15 protein-coding genes are annotated in these 19,870 nt (G+C 63.4%); 12 read left to right on the top strand and 3 right to left on the bottom strand.

Annotated elements, in window-relative coordinates:
- Nucleotides 1-6 precede the first annotated feature (6 nt).
- From ccmE to ACS3WB_RS06745, 7 genes are all read left to right on the top strand, one after another.
- Nucleotides 7-504 carry a cytochrome c maturation protein CcmE gene (gene ccmE / locus ACS3WB_RS06775; protein WP_438274801.1) on the top strand — a complete coding sequence of 166 codons (498 nt, stop codon included), beginning with the start codon at nucleotides 7-9 and terminating at the stop codon, nucleotides 502-504.
- Nucleotides 501-2,483: a heme lyase CcmF/NrfE family subunit gene (locus ACS3WB_RS06770; RefSeq protein WP_438274800.1), complete on the top strand. Its 1,983-nt coding sequence runs from the start codon at nucleotides 501-503 to the stop codon at nucleotides 2,481-2,483. The genes ccmE and ACS3WB_RS06770 overlap by 4 nt, the downstream gene beginning before the upstream one ends.
- A gap of 25 nt (nucleotides 2,484-2,508) precedes the next feature.
- The gene (locus ACS3WB_RS06765; protein ID WP_438274799.1) at nucleotides 2,509-3,054 is read left to right on the top strand and encodes a cytochrome c-type biogenesis protein; all 546 of its coding nucleotides are present in this window, start codon (nucleotides 2,509-2,511) and stop codon (nucleotides 3,052-3,054) included.
- Nucleotides 3,055-3,302: 248 nt separating this feature from the next.
- A complete protein-coding gene (locus ACS3WB_RS06760; protein ID WP_438274798.1) occupies nucleotides 3,303-4,877 on the top strand; it encodes a Do family serine endopeptidase in 1,575 nt (524 codons plus the stop codon).
- A 341-nt stretch (nucleotides 4,878-5,218) separates the two neighbouring features.
- The gene (locus tag ACS3WB_RS06755; protein WP_438274890.1) at nucleotides 5,219-5,896 is read left to right on the top strand and encodes a response regulator transcription factor; all 678 of its coding nucleotides are present in this window, start codon (nucleotides 5,219-5,221) and stop codon (nucleotides 5,894-5,896) included.
- 5 nt (nucleotides 5,897-5,901) lie between these two features.
- The gene (locus ACS3WB_RS06750) at nucleotides 5,902-7,359 is read left to right on the top strand and encodes a sensor histidine kinase (RefSeq protein WP_438274797.1); all 1,458 of its coding nucleotides are present in this window, start codon (nucleotides 5,902-5,904) and stop codon (nucleotides 7,357-7,359) included.
- Nucleotides 7,356-10,319: a bifunctional [glutamine synthetase] adenylyltransferase/[glutamine synthetase]-adenylyl-L-tyrosine phosphorylase gene (locus ACS3WB_RS06745; RefSeq protein WP_438274796.1), complete on the top strand. Its 2,964-nt coding sequence runs from the start codon at nucleotides 7,356-7,358 to the stop codon at nucleotides 10,317-10,319. The genes ACS3WB_RS06750 and ACS3WB_RS06745 overlap by 4 nt, the downstream gene beginning before the upstream one ends.
- 167 nt (nucleotides 10,320-10,486) lie before the next feature.
- On the opposite strand, the gene ACS3WB_RS06740 is transcribed toward ACS3WB_RS06745, so the two are convergent.
- The 3 genes from ACS3WB_RS06740 to ACS3WB_RS06730 form a co-directional block, all read right to left on the bottom strand.
- Nucleotides 10,487-12,814, bottom strand: a complete 2,328-nt coding sequence (locus ACS3WB_RS06740; RefSeq protein ID WP_438274795.1) for a PAS domain-containing sensor histidine kinase — start codon at nucleotides 12,812-12,814, stop codon at nucleotides 10,487-10,489.
- Nucleotides 12,815-13,023: 209 nt separating this feature from the next.
- A complete protein-coding gene (locus ACS3WB_RS06735; protein ID WP_438274794.1) occupies nucleotides 13,024-14,406 on the bottom strand; it encodes a cation-efflux pump in 1,383 nt (460 codons plus the stop codon).
- A 112-nt stretch (nucleotides 14,407-14,518) separates the two neighbouring features.
- Nucleotides 14,519-14,887: a VanZ family protein gene (locus ACS3WB_RS06730; RefSeq protein ID WP_438274793.1), complete on the bottom strand. Its 369-nt coding sequence runs from the start codon at nucleotides 14,885-14,887 to the stop codon at nucleotides 14,519-14,521.
- 193 nt (nucleotides 14,888-15,080) lie between these two features.
- Here ACS3WB_RS06730 and ACS3WB_RS06725 point away from each other — a divergent pair, with 193 nt between their 5' ends.
- The 5 genes from ACS3WB_RS06725 (at nucleotide 15,081) to ACS3WB_RS06705 (ending at nucleotide 19,856) form a co-directional block, all read left to right on the top strand.
- Entirely contained in the window at nucleotides 15,081-15,380 is a 300-nt protein-coding gene (locus ACS3WB_RS06725) for an HU family DNA-binding protein (RefSeq protein WP_292612135.1), read from the top strand.
- Nucleotides 15,381-15,644: 264 nt separating this feature from the next.
- Nucleotides 15,645-16,130, top strand: a complete 486-nt coding sequence (locus tag ACS3WB_RS06720; protein ID WP_438274792.1) for a (2Fe-2S)-binding protein — start codon at nucleotides 15,645-15,647, stop codon at nucleotides 16,128-16,130.
- An 81-nt stretch (nucleotides 16,131-16,211) separates the two neighbouring features.
- Entirely contained in the window at nucleotides 16,212-18,551 is a 2,340-nt protein-coding gene (locus tag ACS3WB_RS06715; RefSeq protein ID WP_438274889.1) for a xanthine dehydrogenase family protein molybdopterin-binding subunit, read from the top strand.
- 23 nt (nucleotides 18,552-18,574) lie between these two features.
- A complete protein-coding gene (locus ACS3WB_RS06710) occupies nucleotides 18,575-19,375 on the top strand; it encodes an FAD binding domain-containing protein (RefSeq protein ID WP_438274791.1) in 801 nt (266 codons plus the stop codon).
- Between the two features lie 220 nt (nucleotides 19,376-19,595).
- Nucleotides 19,596-19,856, top strand: a complete 261-nt coding sequence (locus tag ACS3WB_RS06705) for a DUF2249 domain-containing protein (protein ID WP_438274790.1) — start codon at nucleotides 19,596-19,598, stop codon at nucleotides 19,854-19,856.
- Nucleotides 19,857-19,870: the final 14 nt, after the last annotated feature.

The raw sequence follows: 19,870 nt of genomic DNA, 5'->3' as shown, positions 1-19,870 counted from the left end.
AACAGCATGACTCGCAAGCAGCGGCGGTTGACGATGATCGGCGGAGCCCTCGTGGTGCTCGGAATCGCGGCGGCGCTGGTGCTGAATGCGCTGCGCGACTCCATCGTGTTCTTCTCGACGCCGGTGATGGTCGAGGAACACCATATCAAGCCCGGTCAGCGCTTCCGGCTGGGCGGGCTGGTGGAGACGGGCTCGCTGGTCCGCGGCGACAATCTCGCGGTCACGTTCAAGGTATCCGACGGCAGCGCGACGCTTCCGGTTGCCTACAAGGGCATCCTTCCCGATCTGTTCCGCGAGGGGCAGGGCGTGGTCGCCGAGGGCGCGCTCGACAGTTCGGGTGTATTCCGCGCCGACACCGTGCTGGCAAAGCACGACGAGACCTACATGCCGAAGGAGGTCGCGGACGCCCTGAAGAAGCAGGGCCACTGGAAAGACGACTACGGCGAGCAGGCGTCGGGCAAGCCGGGTGAGCAGGCCTCCGGCAAACAGGGGGTTTCGCAATGATCGCCGAGGCTGGGCATTATGCGCTGGTGCTGGCGCTTGGTCTTGCGCTGATCCAGTCCACCATTCCAATCATCGGCGCGCGACTGCACGACGGAGCGCTGATGAACGTCGCGCGCTCGACCGCGCTGGCGCAACTGGTGTTCGTCGGCGCATCCTTCCTCGCGCTGGTGTCGCTGCACGTCATGTCCGACTTCTCGGTCGTCAACGTGTTCCAGAATTCCCATTCGCTGAAGCCGATGATCTACAAGATCACCGGCGTCTGGGGCAATCACGAAGGCTCCATGCTGCTGTGGGTGACGATCCTCGCGCTGTTCGGGGGACTGGTCGCCGCGTTCGGCAATAACCTCCCGCTGTCGCTGCGCGCGCATGTGCTGGCGGTGCAGGCCTGGGTCGCGACCGCCTTCTATCTGTTCATCCTGCTGACATCCAATCCGTTCATGCGGATCGCCAATCCGCCGCTGGAAGGCCGCGATCTCAATCCGGTGCTGCAGGATATCGGGCTCGCGGTGCATCCGCCGATGCTGTATCTCGGCTATGTCGGATTCTCGATCTCGTTCTCCTTCGCCGTCGCCGCGCTGATCGAAGGCCGCATCGATGCCGCCTGGGCGCGCTGGGTGCGGCCATGGACGCTGATGGCGTGGATCTTCCTGACGCTCGGAATCGCGATGGGGTCGTACTGGGCCTATTACGAACTCGGCTGGGGCGGCTGGTGGTTCTGGGATCCGGTCGAGAACGCATCGCTGATGCCGTGGCTGGCCGGAACGGCGCTGCTGCATTCTTCCGTTGTGATGGAAAAGCGCAACGCGCTCAGGGTGTGGACCATCCTGCTCGCGATCCTGACCTTCTCGCTGTCGCTGCTCGGCACCTTCCTGGTGCGATCCGGCGTGCTGACGTCGGTCCATGCCTTCGCCACCGATCCGACGCGCGGCGTCTTCATCCTCCTGATCCTGTGCACCTTCATCGGCGGTAGCCTGTCCCTGTATATCTGGCGCGCCTCCGCTTTGAAGCAGGGCGGGCTGTTCGCGCCGATCTCGCGCGAGGGCGCGCTCGTGCTCAACAACCTGTTCCTGACCACGGCCTGCGCCACCGTCTTCGTCGGCACGCTGTATCCGCTGGCGCTCGAGGTCATCACCGGCAACAGGATCTCGGTCGGTGCGCCGTTCTTCAATCTGACATTCGCTCCCTTGTTCGTGCCGCTATTGATCGCGGTACCGTTCGGCCCATTGCTGGCGTGGAAGCGCGGTGATCTGGCCGGCGCCTCGCAACGCTTGATGGCGGCCGGAATCGGCAGCGTGATCGCGGTGGCCGTGCTGTGGGCATGGACGCGCGGCGGCAGCACCTTCGCGCCGCTCGCGATCGGACTGGCGGTGTTCGTGATTCTTGGCGCGCTCTGCGATCTCGCCGAGCGCATCAACCTGTTTCGTGCATCGTTGCCGGTATCGTTTCGCCGCGCCAAGGGCCTGCCGCGCTCGGCCTGGGGCACCGTCTTCGCTCACGCCGGCCTCGGCGTGGCGCTGATCGGCATCGTCTGCGAAACCACCTGGAACACCGAATTCATCGCGTCGATGAAGCCGAACGACGTGGCGCAGGTCGGCGGCTACAGCCTGACCTTCGAGGGAACGTCGCAGCGGCAGCAGTCCAATTATCGCGAACAGACTGCGCGCTTCACCGTGAGCAAAGGCGGCGAGCCGATCGCGGTGATGACGCCCTCGAAGCGCAACTTCACAACGCGCGCGGCGTCGACCACGGAAGCAGCTCTGCTGACGCGAGGCGTAAGCCAGCTCTACATTTCGTTGGGAGATACCGCCGCCGATGGCTCGATCGCGGTGCGCATCTATCACAAGCCGATGGTGCTGCTGATCTGGTTGGGGCCGGTTCTGATGGCCTTCGGCGGCGTGCTGTCGCTGTCCGACCGTCGCCTGCGGGTTGGCGCGCCGAAACCGGCGAAGGCTCTCCGCGCCCTTCAGCCCGCGGAGTAGGGCTGTGTACGAGGTGATGCAAGGAATGTCGCCGTCTCCGCTTTCGCGGGGACGCCTCAGTGCGGGTGGAAAGTTCGCGCGCATAATTGGCATTCTTCTTCTCCTCGCGCTCACAATGGCGTCTCCCGCCCGTGCGGTGCAGCCCGATGAGATCATGTCCAATCCCGCCCAGGAGGCGCGCGCGCGCGACCTGTCGCGCGAATTGCGCTGCATGGTGTGCCAGAACCAGTCGATCGACGACTCCTCGGCACCGCTGGCGCGCGACCTTCGTCTGCTGGTGCGTGAGCGCATCGCAAAGGGCGACACTGACCAACAGGTGCTGGACTTTCTGGTCGCCCGTTACGGTGACTTCGTGCTGCTGAAGCCGCCCTTCGAGAAGAGCACGTTGCCCCTCTGGCTGCTGACCCCGCTGGTTCTGCTGGGCGGCGGACTCGCTCTCTGGGGATATAGCCGGCGGCGTTCGAAGGCTATGCAGGCGGCCGCGGATGCGCCGCCGCGACTGAGCGAGGAAGAAGAGGCGCGGCTCGCGAAGCTGATGGCCACGGAACCTTCCAGAGGTGAACCGGTCTGACTGGTCGCATCGTTTTCAGCGAACCGTCCTTTTACGAGTGCGACCGGCTTCCCAGTTTGCCGCTTCACCGCGAAGCGGTGGCCTTCGCTCAAAAACGTGATGCGTGCGCCAAACAGCCGCACGAGGCGTTTGCCATTGTTACCAAACATTAATTTCCCGGCCAGCGCGCTGTAAGGCGCAAATCCCCATCTTCAGGGCATGAAGTGTTTGCCTTCGGCACCATATCAATCTGCTTCTGGAGACCCCGCATGACCGCCAGGCCCGACCACACGCCGCCTTCTCCGTTCAAGCCCGCCCGCCGCTTTGGGGCCGCCGCGCGCAAGGTCGCGCTGCTGGCGTCCGTTGGCGCCGGCCTGGGTCTGGCCGCCTACGGATTCAGTCCGCCGGCGAACAAAGGTGATCTCTTCACCAGTCCCGCCTATGCGCAGGTCAACAATGACGTGAGCAAGGTGGCCCAGCCGATCGGCTTTGCCGACATCGTGGAGCGGGTGAAGCCGTCGGTGATTTCGGTGAAGGTTCGCATGAAGGACAAGGTTGCCAGCGGCGACGAGGATCTCGATTCGCCGTTCCGGCCTGGTTCGCCGATGGAACGGTTCTTTCGCCGCTTCGGCGGACCGGACGGCCTGCCGCCGGGCTTGCGCGGTCGGCATGGTCATGGCGTCGTGACCGGCCAGGGCTCCGGCTTTTTCATCTCGGCCGACGGCTATGCCGTGACCAACAACCACGTCGTGGACGGCGCCGACAAGGTCGAAGTCACGACCGACGACGGCAAGACCTACACTGCCAAGGTGATCGGCACCGACCCTCGCACCGACGTTGCCCTGATCAAGGTCGAGGGCGGTTCGAATTTCCCGTTCGCGAAGCTGTCGGATGACAAGGCGCGGATCGGCGACTGGGTGCTCGCGGTCGGCAATCCGTTCGGCCTCGGCGGCACCGTGACGGCGGGCATCGTGTCGGCCAGCGGCCGCGACATCGGCAATGGTCCCTATGACGATTTCATCCAGATCGACGCGCCCGTGAACAAGGGTAACTCCGGTGGTCCGGCGTTCAACATGAAGGGTGACGTGATCGGGGTGAACACCGCGATCTATTCGCCGTCCGGCGGCAGCGTCGGGATCGCGTTTTCGATTCCGGCCAATACGGTCAAGAACGTCGTCGCGCAGCTCAAGGACAAGGGCTCGGTGAGCCGCGGATGGATCGGTGTCCAGATCCAGCCGGTGACCGCGGACATCGCCGACAGTCTCGGCCTCAAGAAAGCCGAGGGCGCACTGGTGGCTGAGCCGCAGGCCGACAGTCCGGCGGCGAAGGCCGGCATCCGGTCCGGCGACGTGATCACGGCGGTCAACGGCGCAACCGTCAAGGATGCGCGCGAACTGGCCCGGACCATCGGCGGGCTGGCGCCGGGGACGTCGATCAAGCTGAACGTCCTGCACAACGGTACGGACAAGGTCGTCAACCTGACGCTCGGTACCCTTCCCAATACCGTTGAAGCGAAAGCCGATCTGAACGACGAGGGTCACGGATCGCTGCACGGCAGCGACGTTCCCAGGCTCGGCATGACGGTCGCTCCGGCAGCGTCGGTTGCGGGCGCTGGCACCTCTGGCGTCGTCGTCGTCGATGTCGATCCGAAGAGCGCGGCTGCCGATCGTGGCTTCAAGGAAGGTGATGTGATCCTCGAGGTTGGAGGAAAGAGCGTCTCCAGTTCGGCCGACGTGCGCGATGCGATCAAGGCGGCGCGCACGGACAAAAAGAACAGTGTTCTGATGCGGGTTCGCTCGGGCGACACGGCGCGTTTCGTGGCGGTTCCGATCGCGAAGGGCTAGGGCGTGAGCCCGACCCCAAGGCTGCGCCGGATCGAAGACATGCGTGAACCTTGCAAGAATTGAACCTCGCAAGAAAGAGGACAAGAGATGGGAAGCGTCGCCGGCATTAGTCGCCCCCGCTGACGGCACTTTCCGGGGGGCGGGCCAAAAGCCCGTCCCCTTGAGCCACCTTCCGATGGAAACAGCCCCCCTTCGTCGGAAGGACTAGGGCGGTGGAGTTGCCCCAAGCTCCACCGCCCACTTTTTCCCGGATTGCGGGGCGTATCTCGCCGCCTTGCGCGCGGGCGAGGGGCGCGCCATGGTGATGGAAAGACAACATCTTGGGCAGCCCCAGCAACCAGATGCGCCTGCTGATCATCGAAGACGATCGCGAGTCCGCGGACTATCTCGTGAAGGCGTTTCGCGAGGTCGGTCACGTCGCAGAGCTTGCCGGCGACGGCGAGGAGGGACTTTCGCTTGCCGACGGCGGGGACTACGACGTGCTGGTGATCGACCGCATGTTGCCGAAACGCGACGGTCTCTCCGTGATCGGCTCCCTGCGCGACAAGGGCAACCGGACACCGGTGCTCATCCTCTCCGCGCTCGGCCAGGTCGATGATCGCATCAAGGGTCTGCGCGCCGGGGGTGACGACTATCTGCCGAAACCCTACTCATTCGCCGAACTGTTGGCGCGGGTGGAAGTCCTGTCGCGTCGCCAGGGCGGTCGCGAGGAGACCGTCTATCGTGTCGGCGATCTCGAACTCGACCGCCTGTCGCATCGTGTCGCGCGGGGCGAGGAAGAACTGACGCTGCAGCCGCGCGAGTTTCGCTTGCTCGAATACCTCATGAAGCATGCGGGACAAGTCGTGACCCGGACCATGCTGCTGGAGAACGTCTGGGATTATCACTTCGATCCGCAGACCAACGTCATCGACGTGCATATTTCGCGGCTGCGCTCCAAGATCGACAAGGGGTTCGAGCGGCCGCTGCTTCATACCATTCGCGGCGCAGGTTACATGATCCGCGATGACATACGGTAACGCCGGTGACGGCGTTCGGTAAGCTGTTCCGCACCACGGCGTTTCGGCTGACGCTGGTCTATCTGCTGCTGTTCGCGCTGTTTGCGGCTTCTCTCCTCGGATATTTCGCCTGGAATACCCGCCGCCTGATCACCGATCAGATCACGGCGACGGTGGGCGAGGAAATCGGCTTGCTCACCGGTGTCTTCAACCGGCGCGGTTTGCGCGGCCTTGTCTTCGCGATCGAGAATCGCGCATTGCGGCCGGGCTCCAATCTCTACCTGGTGACGACCCCCGCCGGACTGGCGGTCGCCGGCAATGTCGGCTCGCTTCAGCCTGGCGTCATGGAGACCACCGGCTGGAGCGAGACCGAGTACCGCCGGCTCGACGAGCAGGACAAGACCGATCATCTCGCATTGGTCAATGTGACGGAGCTGTCCAATGGATTCCGCCTGCTGATCGGCCGTGACCTCGAGGAGCGTCATCGCATCTTCGGTGTCGTGGCTTCCGCCGCGCAGTGGTCGCTGCTGATCGTTGTGATCCTCGGGCTTGGCGGCGGCATCTTCGTGGCGCGCCGCGTGCTGCACCGGATCGATGCGATGACCGGAACAACCCAGCGCATCATGGCCGGCGACCTCGGCGGACGGCTTCCGGTCGGCCGCTCAGGCGATGAACTCGACCGGCTCGCGGAGAACCTCAATGCGATGCTCGAACGCATTGAAGCGCTGATGAACGGGCTGAAGGAAGTCTCCGACAACATAGCCCACGACCTGAAGACGCCGCTGACGCGGCTGCGCAATCGCGCCGAACAAGCGCTCGCGAACTCCGGCGAGGGGAACTATCGCGCCGCGTTGGAACAGACCATCGAGGAGTCCGATGGCCTGATCCGGACCTTCAACGCGCTCCTGATGATCGCGCGGGCGGAATCGGGACAGGCCCGCGACAACATGGCGGATTTTGACGCCGCTGACGTCGCGCAGGGCATCCACGAGCTCTACGAGCCGCTGGCCGAAGACAACGGGTTGAGGCTCAGCGTGCGATCCGAGCCAGCGCCGGTGCATGGCAATCGCGAACTCATAAGCCAGGCGCTCGCAAACCTTGTCGAGAATGCGATCAAATACGGCCAGCCAAAAGCCGCCGCGCAGCCGCTCGGTGCGGACGCGAGCGCCGCCGACAGGACCATCCTGATCGAAGCCCGCCGTGACGGCGACCGCATCATTCTTGCGGTGACAGATCACGGCTGCGGGATTCCCGAACCCAACCGCAAGCATGCCGTCGAACGCTTCGTGCGGCTCGAAACCAGCCGGACCCTGCCGGGGTCCGGGCTCGGCCTCAGCCTGGCGTCGGCGGTGGCCACGCTGCATGGCGGCGATCTGACGCTCGATGATGCGCATCCCGGCTTGCGCGCGACGCTGTCGATCCCGGCGCGAAGCGGTGAGGGGCTTGCGGCTCCGACGCCGGACGTGCAACAGATTGGCGCATGATTTCATCCGCGAAGGCCGACGCGGACCGGGCCTGTCTGGCGGCGCGTCTTGCGGACGGACCGAAGGTGTTCGCGCCCGCCGAAGCCGAACGCCGTGTTGAGGACTGGCTGTCCGACCTGACGCCCGAGCGATCCGGCGCAATGCGGGCTTTGACCGCAGCATTTCCCCTGGTCCAGGCCATCCTGCTCGGCGTTGCGGAGTCGTCACCCTACCTTTTCGACCTGATGCGCGCCGATCCGGACCGGACGCTGCGTCTGTTTCACGGCGAGCCCGAAGGCCATCTCGCGCGGCTGATCGCAGAGATGTCGGCAGCAGCGGAGTCTGGCGACGAAGCCGAGGCCATGCGGCGGCTTCGCGCCGTGAAGGCGGAGGGAGCGCTTTTGATCGCGCTGTGCGACATCGGGGGGGTCTGGCCGGTGATGCAAGTCACGGCGGGATTGACTGACATCGCCGGTGCCGCTGTCCGGAGCGCGCTGCGCTTCCTGTTGCGGCAGGAGACGGCGCGGGGCCGCCTGCAGCCTGCCGACATCCAGCGGCCCGAAGAAAACAGCGGCCTCGTCGTGCTCGCAATGGGCAAAATGGGTGCGGGCGAACTCAACTATTCCAGCGACATCGATCTGATCGTGTTTTTCGATCTCGCCGCGCCGACGCTTGCGCCCGGGATCGAGCCGCAGCCGTTCTTCGTGCGCGTTACGCAGTCGCTGGCCCGCATGTTGCAGCAGAGGACCGGCGACGGCTACGTCTTCCGGGTCGATCTGCGCTTGCGGCCGGATCCCGCCTCGACACAGGTCGCCGTCTCGACCGCCGCCGCGCTCGACTATTACGAGCGGGAAGGGCGGACGTGGGAGCGTGCCGCCATGATCAAGGCGCGGCCCTGCGCCGGCGATCGCAAGGCCGGCGACACCATGATCGCGGACATATCGCCCTTTGTCTGGCGCAAGCATCTCGATTTCGCAGCCCTTGCCGACGTTCATGACATGAAGCGGCAGATGCAGACCTTTCGCGGGCAGAGCGAGATTGCGGTTGAAGGCCACAACGTCAAGATCGGTCGCGGCGGCATCCGCGAGATCGAGTTCTTCGCACAGACCCAGCAGTTGATCGCCGGCGGACGACATCCCGAATTGCGAGTGCGTCCGACGCTGGAGGCGCTGAACATTCTTGCCTCGAGCAACTGGATCACGGAACAGGCACGGGACGAAATGACCGCCGCCTATCTGTTTTTGCGCAAGGTCGAGCATCGGGTCCAGATGATGGCAGATGAGCAGACGCATACGTTGCCTGCCGATGCCGAGGCGATGGAACGGTTCGCACGCTTTCTCGGGTTTGACGATCGGGCGGGCTTTGCCGCCGAATTGCTTGTGCACCTGAATTGTGTGCAGGGGCACTACAGCCGGCTGTTCGAAGGCGATCCGGCGGGCACCGCGAAGTTGCCGTCGGTGGACTACAATTCCGGACCTGAGGATGCGCGGCTTCTCGATCATCTGTCGAAGCTCGGCTTCAGGCAGCCGAGAATGGTCGCCGGCACCATCCAGCAATGGATGGCGGGTGGATACCGGGTCCTCAAGGTCGAGGCGACACGCGCCGCCTTCGAGGCGTTCGTGCCAACGCTGATCGACGGCCTGGCGCGCGCGGAAGAGCCGGACAGCGCAGTGATGGCATTCGATCGGTTCCTGCAGGCGCTGCAGCGCGGTGGCCGGCTGATCTCGCTGCTCAGCCAGAACAGGGACCTCGTTGCGCTGGTCGCGCTCGTGCTCGGAGCGGCGCCGCGGCTCGCCGACATGCTGGCGCGCCGGCCCCAGATCATGGACGGGCTGATCGATCCGCGTTTCTTCGGCGCCATGCCCGATCGGCAGGAACTGTCTGCGCGGCTGGCGGCTACGCTCGCGGATGCCGATTCCTACGAGGAATTTCTCGACCGGATGCGGTTGTTCGGCCAGGAAAGCCTGTTTCTGATCGGCACCCGCATCCTGTCCGGCACCGTGTCGGCGCGGCAGGCGGGGCACGTGTTCGCTGACGTGGCCGAGGGCATCGTCGACACCGTGCATGGCCTGGTGAAGGACCAGTTTTCCGGTCAGCACGGCCGGATCGCGGGACAGGAGACCGCGATCGTCGCGATGGGCAAGCTCGGTAGCCGCGAAATGACCGCGTCGTCCGATCTCGACCTGATCCTGCTGTATGACTTTGATTCCGAGCATCCGGACTCGGACGGAGCGCGGTCGCTGCACGGCGCGCAATATTTCGCGCGCTTCACCCAACGCCTCATCAGCGCGTTCACCACGCGGACCAACTACGGCATCCTCTATGAAGTGGATATGCGGCTGCGTCCTTCCGGGCGCGCCGGCCCCGTCGCGTCGCATATCGAGTCGTTCGCCGACTACCAGGAGCACGAAGCCTGGACCTGGGAGCACATGGCACTCACGCGTGCGCGGGTGATCTCGTCGTCGCCGGCGTTTTGCGCCCGGATCGAGCGCGTCATCCGGACCATTCTGACGCGGAGGCGTGATGCCCGCCTCATCGCCAGCGATGTTGCGGAAATGCGCCGCGCGATCGCGCTGGAAAAAGGCGAACAGGACATTTGGGACCTGAAACATGCCGCCGGCGGCATGGTCGATATCGATTTCATCGCGCAGTATCTTCAACTCGTCCATGCGGCGGACAAGCCGGACATTCTCAGCGTCAATACCCAGCAGGCGCTCGACAACGCGCAGCGGCTGGGTGTCCTGTCGTTGCCGGATGCGGAAATTCTGCGGCCCGCGGCGCGGCTCTATCACGACCTCACGCAAATCCTGCGGCTCTGCGTCAGCGACAAATTCAAGCCCGAAACAGCGGGCGACGATCTGCTGCCGGTGATGGCGCGGGCCGGGGATGCTCCCGACTTCTCGGCGCTCGAAGCACGCGTCCGCGATACCCAGGCAGATGTGCGCGGCGTATTTCTCAGACTGATGGAAGGCCGGTCCTGAAGCCGCATTGGGTTTGGTCCATCGTCATTGCAAGCGAACCACCCTGACGTGTTTACTTGACGCGAACCGGGGATCCATCCCGGGTCAAGCCCAAGGACATGCTTCGACTGAAAACGCCTTAGCCCCTACGCAAAAGGAGGTGGACTGAACTCCAAGCGCATCTTGCGTTATGCGGCGACACTCGCTGCCGGTTGCTCCTGGCCGCCGTGAAGGGGCAGGGTGATGCGGACCACGGTCCCCGTTCCGGGCTTTGAACGAAGTCGCATCGACCCGCCGTGCAGGTTGACAAGCGACTTGGCGATCGCGAGCCCAAGGCCGGATCCCGCATGGGTTTTGGTCAACTGGCTTTCGACCTGTTCGAAGGGTTTGCCAAGCCTGCACAACGCGTGTGAATCGATGCCGATCCCGGTGTCGGCAATCGTCAGGGCAATGGAATTCTCGATCATCTGACTTCGCACAAGGACTCGTCCGCCGTCGGGCGTGAACTTCACCGCGTTTGAGAGCAGATTGACGATGATCTGCTTGACTGCGCGACGGTCGGCGACGATGGAAATGTCGTCGTCGGTCCTGACGTCGAATATCAGATTCTTGTCAGTCGCACGGCCTGTGACGACCCGCAGTGATTCCGTCAGAGTCCCGGAGAGATCGAGCGGCTCCATGTCGAGTTTCATGCGACCCGCCTCGATCTTGGACATATCCAGGATGTCGTTGATGACTTCGAGCAGATACTGACCGCTGGTCAGGATGTCGTGGCAGTATTCGTTGTACTTCGTCGAGCCGAGCGTTCCGAAGATGCCGTTGCTCATGATCTCGGAAAATCCGATGATCGCATTAAGTGGCGTTCGCAACTCGTGGCTCATGTTGGCCAGGAATTTCGATTTTGCTCGGTTGGCGTCCTCGGCGCGATCCTTCTCCTCCGCGTATTTCCGGGCGAGGTCAGCGAGTTCGATCGCCTGTTGCTCGAGCGTCGCCTGCGTCCGTTTGAGATCGATGACGGTCGCCCGCAGCCGGAGATCGTTTTCGACGAGCTTCTGCTCGTGCTCCTTGATCCGGGTGATGTCGGTGCCGACCGACACATAGCCGCCGTCCTTGGTACGGCGCTCGCTGATATGAAGCCAGTTGCCGTTATCCAGTTGCGCTTCGAATGTCCGCGCGCCGGGATTGGCCGTGCCGGTCTCGGGCTGTCTTGCTCTGATTTCGTGCATGCGGCCGACCTCGATCACGGTCTCGTAGGCCGTGCCGGGCGCGACCGCGCTGTCGGGGAGTTTGTGCAGGCGCTGGAAGTGGGAATTGCAAAGTACCAGGCGATCGTCGGCGTCCCATAGCACAAAGGCTTCCGGGATGGTTTCGATGGCGTCGCGCAGCCGCAGATCGGCTTCGACGGTTTTCTCGGCGAGGCTTTTCTGTTCGGTGATGTCGACGGCAATGCCGATCAGGTGAGCGCCTCTGCCACCGGCGCCTTGACCGAGTTCGCAACGCACGCGCAGCCAGATCCAGTGTCCGTCGCTGTGCTGCATCCGGAAACTCTGGTCGATATGACCGATCTTTCCCGCGATGAGTTGGTCCGCGATTTCAAACAGGTCGATATCGTCGGAATTGACCAGCGAACTGACCTCGCCGAAGGTGAGCAGGTCGTTGCGGCTTTCCAGGCCGAGCATGGTGAACATCGATTGCGACCAGAAGATCCGCCCGCGCGATAGATCCCAGTCCCAGAGGCCGCAGCGGCCACGGTTGAGCGCGGTATCGATCCGGCCGCGGACCGCATCGTTGATGAGATCGCCCTCGCGCGCGCGCGTGGATTGCCAGTGAAAGGCAAAGCCCAGGATCAGGACCACGAACCCGGTCGTTGCCGACAGCGTGATCGACAGCGCCGTATCCGGGCGCCAGATCGAATCGGTCTTTTCCTGGATGACAGTGACCTGGCCCAGCAACGATCTGACGACGCGCTGGGTCGCGAACGCGCTGCTGCCATCCAGAAGGACGATATCGGTGATGCTCGCAGGCGAGGTGCCGCGCAACGCGGGCGACTGCGCGGTGCTGACGAGTTCAAGAATTCGGCTGGTCTCGCCAGGCGCGATCTCGAGCGGGACGCGCGCGAGAACACGCTGATCGGCGCCTGTGACGATGATATAGCGGCCGGGCGCGATCGCCCACGAGGGAATGAGTTCAGGCAACAGATTCTGAAGGCGTTCGACGGAGGCGGGGCGATCCTGGCGGATCACTCCGACATGCTCAAGCCGCTCGGCCAGCAGATCGCCGAGCGCGAGCAGATCGTGTTTCGTCATTGCCTGCTTTTGCCGGGTCTGATCGATGACCTGCACCAGGGCGCCGATACATATCGTAACCAGGAACGCGATGATCAGCGCGGGGACGGCGCGGCGAAGCACGGGCTCGGCGACCAATAGCCTGCGGTAGGCAGGTTTTGCGATCGATTGCGCCAATCCCTTGATCGAATCGGATTGAGCGCAAGCGCTCGCCGCCTGAGCGTGCGCCATGCCTTAGGCCCCCGTGAAAATTTCCCTACTTCCGATCCGTAAGAGCAGCCCCGCCCCTTCGAATCGCAGCGATTTGAATCCACTTTTCCGACGCTGTCGAGAGTCAACGATTCCTTAATGCGAAATAAATTTGTCCAATGGAGATTTCATGAGGGCTTCGAGGCTGTCCTTTGTGAGTCCGAAACGAGAACATGGGCTTGTAACAGCGATCAGATTCCGCGGGACGGTTCGGCGTGACTGATGACGCGCTTGACGCTCGGGAAGGCGCGTCGCAACGCCCGTTCGATCTCGTCGACCTGGTCATGCACCCTGGCGACGCTCATCGACGGTGCGGCGCGGCAATGGAAGTTGACGATCTCGCCCGCATCGGTGTTCCGGACCCGCACGTTGTGAATGTCATGGATCGCACCGCCCGCGGCGAAGCCGGACAGGGCTTTACCGATGACGTCGACCCGCGCAGGGGCGGCGTCCGTTCCGAGCGGAAGCTCCGGCTCCAGCGGCTCGATGTGCGTGTCCACCTCGACATCCGCGCCGAATGCGTGGCGGATGTCGTGCTCCAGCCGGTGCGCGATCGCATGGGCGTCCACCAGCGCCATGTCGCCATCGACCTCGAGGTCAATGCTGACCGTCAGTTTGTCTCCGAGATCGTGCACGGTGACGTGGTGAATAGCGAGCCCCGAATTGCGGGCGATGACCATTATGCGCTCGCGGACGCTTTCATTGTCGTGCGCAACCGGTATCGCGGTGAACGTCAGATCGGCATCGCCGAGAGCGGCGGCCACGGCGTCCTGCGCCTGCTGCTTGATGGCGTCGATGCGGTCGATCGGATAGGTTCGCGGCACCTTGGCGATCACGTCGACGAAGTGCCGGGGACCGACCATCCGGACCCGCAAACGCTCGATATCGATGACGCCCGGCAATGTTCTGATCGCGGCGCCGGCCCGCTCGGCAGCGCCTTCCGGCGCGCGATCCAGCAGCGTTTCCACGGTGGCACGTCCGAGCCGCAAACCCAGCACCGAGATCAGCAGGGCGACGCCGATCGCAGCCGCGGCATCCCCCCACGCGAAGCCCAGCCCGGACAGCGCCAGCCCGATGATGACGGCGACCGATCCGAGGACGTCGGAAGCAAAGTGCAGGGCGTCGGCTTCCAGCGCCTGACTGCGGGTATCAAGCGCAGTCCGGTGCAGCGCACGGGCACGCCAGAAATTGACGGCGATGTCGACCGCCAGCACGACGAACGGAATGGCGGAGAGCGTCGGCGGTGGCACCCCATCGCGCAAGTGGGCGTAGGCCTGCACCACGATGCCGCCTGCAAGGACGTAGAGAAGGGCGATGACGCCAAGGGCCGAAAGGCTTTCGATCTTGCCGTGGCCGTAGTGATGCTCGTCATCGGCGGGCCGGTCGGAAATCCGCACCACGATCCAGGTTGCGACCGTAGCGACGAGATCGACCGAACTGTGCAGCGCCTCGGAAATCAGTGCCAGACTTCCGATCGCTACGCCGACCACGAACTTGACCGCCGCCATGCTGGCGCTGGCGGCTATCGAAATGGCGGCGACCCGTGTTTTGGAATTGGGAGCGAGACCTGACATCCGCGGAGGTTTAGCAGTCCGCCTTCACGGATAAAAGCGCGCGGACGGAGCAATGCCACTCATTCCCGGGCCCGACTTTCCTCGTTGCGAATTGTTCCGATTTCAAATGTGCCTATACGGCCAGCCGACGCTCATCAGGGTCTTGATCCACTGCGGCAAACCAGGCGATCGTCGCAGCAACCCCGAGGCCGGCACACGTTGCCACGGCATCGACCAGGAAATCCTCAAGCCGCGCATGGCGGCCGGGCGCCCATAGTTGCATGAGCTCGAGCAGACCTACCAGCATGACGGACACGGGCGCGACAAGCAGGCGCCGATGCGGAAACGCAAGGCCGACGGCGACGCCAACCAGGACGAAGGCAAGGGCGTGTTCACCGTCCTGCCCAAGCGGGGAGTGCGGGCGATAGCGGGGCGGCCCGAGCGTCGCGAACACGACCGCCGCGATCAGGACGAAGGCGCCCAAGCGGAAGAGATTCCTCATCGCCAGCGCATAGCATGGTTTGCCTTCGCGAAAAGGGCGGCAAGGACCTGCCTCACTCCGATTTGTGCCGGGCAGACGGCCGGACGCGGCAAAGGGCGCTCGAAGTAAGCTGTTATAAATCCCATAAGGTGTGTTTTTTTGGCTGGATTTCGAAATATTGTTTTCCGGGCCGAATCAACAGACAGGATCGATGATGGCAACCCAGATGACGAAATCACAGCTCGTTGAGAAAGTCTCGGCTCAGGCCGGATTATCGAAGAAGGACGTGAAGGGCGTTCTCGAGGCGCTTGCGACCACAGGCTACAAGGAGCTCAAGAAGACCGGCACCTTCCTGCTGCCGGGCTTTGCGAAGTTCGTGGTTATCAAGAAGCCGGCCACCAAGGCGCGCAAGGGCACCAACCCGTTCACCGGCGAGCCGATGACCTTCAAGGCGAAGCCCGCCCGAAAGATCGTCAGGGCGCGGCCGGTCAAGGCTGCGAAAGACGCGGTGTGATGCAGGGGCCCTTCGGGGCCCTTGTTTTTTGGCGATCCTTGACTGGTCGCTGTTTGCCGGCAGCGGGTCTCCGGCGCGTGGCTGGCGTGGCGGATTTTGCCGCGGACGCCACGATCATCACATTCCCGTGCAGGGCGAACGCACCCTGCATCAGGTGCAGAACAATCATACATTGTGCAAAAGGACATAGGACGAAAATCGGAGTTACAAAGTTCGCTGGCCGTGGTTCTATTTGACCAATGAGAAACCGCCTGGGAGGCTCCCGTGGCTGCGATCAAATTGACGGTCAATGGCAAACCGGTTTCGGTTGACGTTGAAGACCGGACGCTTCTCGTTCACCTGCTGCGCGATCATCTGGGACTGACCGGCACCCATGTCGGCTGCGATACCAGCCAGTGCGGCGCATGCACCGTTCATATCGACGGCCGTGCGGTCAAGTCCTGCACGGTCCTGGTCGGGCAGGCCAACGGCAGGAGCATTACGACCATCGAAGGCATCGCCAACGGCGATGAACTGCATCCGATGCAGGCGGCGTTCCGTGACAATCACGGCCTCCAGTGCGGCTTCTGCACGCCCGGCATGATCATGGCTTCGATCGACATCGTGCGCCGCCATGGCCGCGAGTTGACCGAGGACGTCCTGCGTCAGGAATTGGAAGGCAATATCTGCCGCTGCACCGGCTATCACAACATCGTCAAATCGGTGCTCGACGCCGCTGGCCGGATGACGACAGCGCAGGCCGCGGAATAACCGACCGGAGGTCGCTCGGGAAACACTGGTCGCGCCCCATTCGATGGAAGAGGCGCGTCATCACTCCGAAGGGAGCGAATGATGGGAATCGAGGGAATCGGCGCTCGCGCGCTGCGCAAGGAAGACAAGCGCTTCATTACCGGCAGGGGCCGCTACGTCGACGATATCCGCCTGCATGGCATGACCTATGCGGCGTTTGTCCGCAGCCCGCATGCTCATGCCAAGGTGGCCGCGATTGACACCGCGCCGGCGCTTGCGATGCCGGGGGTGGTTGCCGTCCTGACCGGCAAGGAATTGGTCGACGACAAGATCGGCAACTTGATTTGCGGCTGGATGATCCATTCCAGGGACGGCTCACCGATGAAGATGGGGGCATGGCCCGCGATGGCGCCGGAGACCGTGCGCTTCGTCGGGCAGGCCGTTGCCGTCGTCATCGCCGAGACGCGCAATCAGGCGCGCGACGCGGCTGAAGCTGTTGTCGTGACTTACGAGGAGCTTCCCGCGGTCGTCGATATGCGCGAGGCGGTCGCAAGCGGCGCGCCGCAGCTACATCCGGAGGCGCCGGGCAATGTGATCTTCGATTGGACGCTCGGCGATGAAGCGGCGACCGATGCGGCGTTCAAGGCGGCCGCGAATGTGGTTTCGCTCGACATCACCAATAATCGTCTGGCGCCCAATGCCATCGAGCCGCGCGCCGCGATCGCCGAGTATGATCCGGCGGAGGAGCACTTCACGCTTTATACCACTTCGCAGAATCCGCATGTGGCGCGGCTTGTGCTCTCGGCGTTCTACAACATCGCGCAGGAGCACAAACTGCGCGTGATCGCGCCCGATGTCGGTGGCGGCTTCGGCTCGAAGATCTTCATCTACCCCGAGGAGATGGTGGCGCTGTGGGCCGCGAAGAAAACCGGCCGCCCGGTGAAATGGACCGCCGACCGCACCGAGTCATTCCTGACCGACGCTCACGGCCGCGATCATCTGACCAGGGCCGAGATGGCGTTCGACAAGGACAACAGGATCACGGGATTGCGCGTGAAGACCCATGCCAATCTCGGCGCCTACATGTCGCTGTTCTCCTCGTCGGTGCCGACCTATCTCTACGCCACGCTGCTGTCGGGCCAGTACAACATCCCCAACATCTTCGCCGAGGTGATCAGCGTCTATACCAACACCGCGCCGGTGGACGCCTATCGCGGCGCGGGCCGGCCCGAGGCGAGCTACGTTGTCGAGCGGCTGATGGAAACCGCGGCGCGCCAGCTCAAGGTCGATCCGACCGAACTGCGGCGCAAGAACTTCATCACCCAGTTTCCGCATCAGACGCCGGTCATCATGGCTTATGACATCGGCGACTTTAGCGCGTCGCTCGACGTCGCCATGAAGGCGATCGACTATGCCGGATTCGCAGCGCGCAAGGCAAAGGCAAAGAGCGAGGGCAGACTGCGCGGCATCGGCGTGTCCTGCTATATCGAAGCCTGCGGCATCGCGCCGTCAAAGGCCGTCGGCAGTCTTGGAGCCGGCGTCGGTTTATGGGAATCCGCGGAGGTGCGGGTCAATCCGGTGGGTACTATCGAGGTGCTGACGGGGTCGCACAGTCACGGTCAGGGACACGAGACGGCATTCGCGCAAGTGGTCGCCGGGCGCCTTGGCATTCCGATCGATCAGGTCCAGATCGTGCACGGCGACACCGACAAGGTGCAGTTCGGCATGGGCACCTACGGCTCGCGCTCGGCGGCCGTGGGCTTGTCGGCCATCGTCAAGGCGATGGAGAAGGTGGAGGCCAAGGCGAAGAAGATCGTTGCGCATCAGCTTGAGGCGTCGGAAAACGACATCGTCATCGAGGAAGGCCAGTTCAAGGTGACAGGCACCGACAAGGCGATCGCGCTGCCGATGGTCGCGCTTGCCGCCTACACCGCGCACAACCTGCCCGAGGGCATGGAGCCGGGGCTGAAGGAGAGCGCCTTCTACGATCCGACCAACTTCACGTTTCCGGCGGGCGCCTACATTTGCGAGGTCGAGGTTGACGCCGATACCGGCAAAACGTCGTTCGTCAACTTCGTCGCAGCGGATGACTTCGGCCGCCTTATCAATCCGATGATCGTTGAAGGGCAGGTCCATGGCGGCCTCGCGCAGGGCATCGGCCAGGCGCTGCTGGAGCACGCGGTCTATGACGAGAACGGTCAGTTGCTCACGGCCTCGTTCATGGACTATGCGATGCCGCGGGCCGAAGACCTGCCGTCTTTCAAAATTCAGCACACCATGACGGAGTGTCCGGGCAATCCGCTCGGAGTGAAGGGTTGCGGAGAAGCCGGCGCGATCGGCGCATCTGCCGCCGTCATCAACGCCATCACCGACGCCATCGGCAATAATGATCTCGCGATGCCGGCCTCGCCTGACCGCGTCTGGCACGCGATCCACGGCTGAACGGCGGGCAGGGAGACGCGGCCATGTATCAGACCACCTATCATCGCCCGGCCAGTATCGATGAAGCCGTTTCGCTGTTCGCCAAGGCTTCCGATCCGAAATATCTCGCCGGCGGTCATACGTTGCTGCCGGTGATGAAGCAGCGGCTGGCGGCTCCCTCCGACGTGATTGATCTTGCCGGGATCAGCGAACTGATCGGTGTGGAGGCGTCCGGCGATACGCTCACGATCAGGGCGGCCACCACCTATTATGACATCATGACCAACGCCGATGTGAAGAAGGCGATTCCGGCGCTGGTGCATCTGACGTCGTTGCTCGGCGATCCCGCGGTCCGCTATCGCGGCACCATCGGCGGATCGATCGCCAACAACGATCCGGCCGCCGACTATTCGGCTGCCGTCCTGGCGCTTGGCGCAACCGTAAAGACCAACAAAAGGTCGATCGCAGCCGATGATTTCTTTAAAGGACTGTTCACGACGGCGCTGGAGGACGGCGAGATCATCACCGAGGTCGCTTTCCCGATTCCGGAAAGAGCCGGCTACGCCAAGATGCGTCATCCGGCTTCGCGCTTCGCACTGACGGGCGTATTCGTCGCGAGGACCAAAGCCGGCGAGGTGCGCGTGGCCGCGACGGGCGCGTCGCAGAATGGCGTGATGCGCGTCAGCGCGATCGAGACGGCGCTCGGGGCCGATTGGTCTCCTTCAGCGCTGGACGCGATCAGGATTCCGGACGCCGGCATGATCGCCGACATCCACGGATCGGCGCCCTATCGCGCCAATCTCGTCAAGGTGATGGCCCAGCGCGCCATCCAGCAGGCGAACTGATCCGGCCGATCTGAATTCTGACGTATTATGCGGTCCCGTCAGCGTGCCGCCTTGCGGCCATCTGTTGGCGTTTGCAGATGTGTCAAAAGATGAATTGACTATCGATCTTAATCGGGTGAATATACATACATACGAAGTGATTCTTTGTATCTCTGAATTTAGAGGATCGGCTGAAGACGAAGCTCTTTTCCGGCGACCCATTGAGGCGACAGGAGCGGTCATGTGTCAGACAACTGAAGAGGCTGATGTCGCCGAGATCGACTTCCGCAACCTGAGTTCGGCGCAGCGTCACACCAAGGCTTCTCAGATTGTTGGTGACCTGAGGGCAGGCGAGTCATTCATTCTGGTCAACGACCACGATCCGATGCCGCTCTACTCTCAGATCCAGGTCAGTTATCCCGGCGAATTCTCCTGGACCTATCTGGAGCAGGGTCCGTCGATCTGGAAGGTGGAGATCGCCAAACAGTTCAAGGTGGCTTGACCCACAAAGCGGTC

Source organism: Nitrobacter sp. (genome assembly GCF_051535215.1).
In the GTDB taxonomy this organism is placed as follows: domain Bacteria; phylum Pseudomonadota; class Alphaproteobacteria; order Rhizobiales; family Xanthobacteraceae; genus Nitrobacter.
The sequence above is the reverse complement of the archived record's forward strand: the minus strand, read 5'-3'. Positions and strand labels throughout refer to the sequence as shown.

Coding starts and splice junctions, on each gene's coding strand:
- ACS3WB_RS06730 (WP_438274793.1), bottom strand. CDS start 14,887: ATGAGGAATCTCTTCCGCTTGGGCGCCTTCGTCCTGATCGCGGCGGTC.
- ACS3WB_RS06715 (WP_438274889.1), top strand. CDS start 16,212: ATGGGAATCGAGGGAATCGGCGCTCGCGCGCTGCGCAAGGAAGACAAG.
- ACS3WB_RS06740 (WP_438274795.1), bottom strand. CDS start 12,814: ATGGCGCACGCTCAGGCGGCGAGCGCTTGCGCTCAATCCGATTCGATC.
- ACS3WB_RS06770 (WP_438274800.1), top strand. CDS start 501: ATGATCGCCGAGGCTGGGCATTATGCGCTGGTGCTGGCGCTTGGTCTT.
- ACS3WB_RS06705 (WP_438274790.1), top strand. CDS start 19,596: ATGTGTCAGACAACTGAAGAGGCTGATGTCGCCGAGATCGACTTCCGC.
- ccmE (WP_438274801.1), top strand. CDS start 7: ATGACTCGCAAGCAGCGGCGGTTGACGATGATCGGCGGAGCCCTCGTG.
- ACS3WB_RS06710 (WP_438274791.1), top strand. CDS start 18,575: ATGTATCAGACCACCTATCATCGCCCGGCCAGTATCGATGAAGCCGTT.
- ACS3WB_RS06755 (WP_438274890.1), top strand. CDS start 5,219: ATGCGCCTGCTGATCATCGAAGACGATCGCGAGTCCGCGGACTATCTC.
- ACS3WB_RS06735 (WP_438274794.1), bottom strand. CDS start 14,406: ATGTCAGGTCTCGCTCCCAATTCCAAAACACGGGTCGCCGCCATTTCG.
- ACS3WB_RS06745 (WP_438274796.1), top strand. CDS start 7,356: ATGATTTCATCCGCGAAGGCCGACGCGGACCGGGCCTGTCTGGCGGCG.
- ACS3WB_RS06760 (WP_438274798.1), top strand. CDS start 3,303: ATGACCGCCAGGCCCGACCACACGCCGCCTTCTCCGTTCAAGCCCGCC.
- ACS3WB_RS06725 (WP_292612135.1), top strand. CDS start 15,081: ATGGCAACCCAGATGACGAAATCACAGCTCGTTGAGAAAGTCTCGGCT.
- ACS3WB_RS06765 (WP_438274799.1), top strand. CDS start 2,509: ATGTCGCCGTCTCCGCTTTCGCGGGGACGCCTCAGTGCGGGTGGAAAG.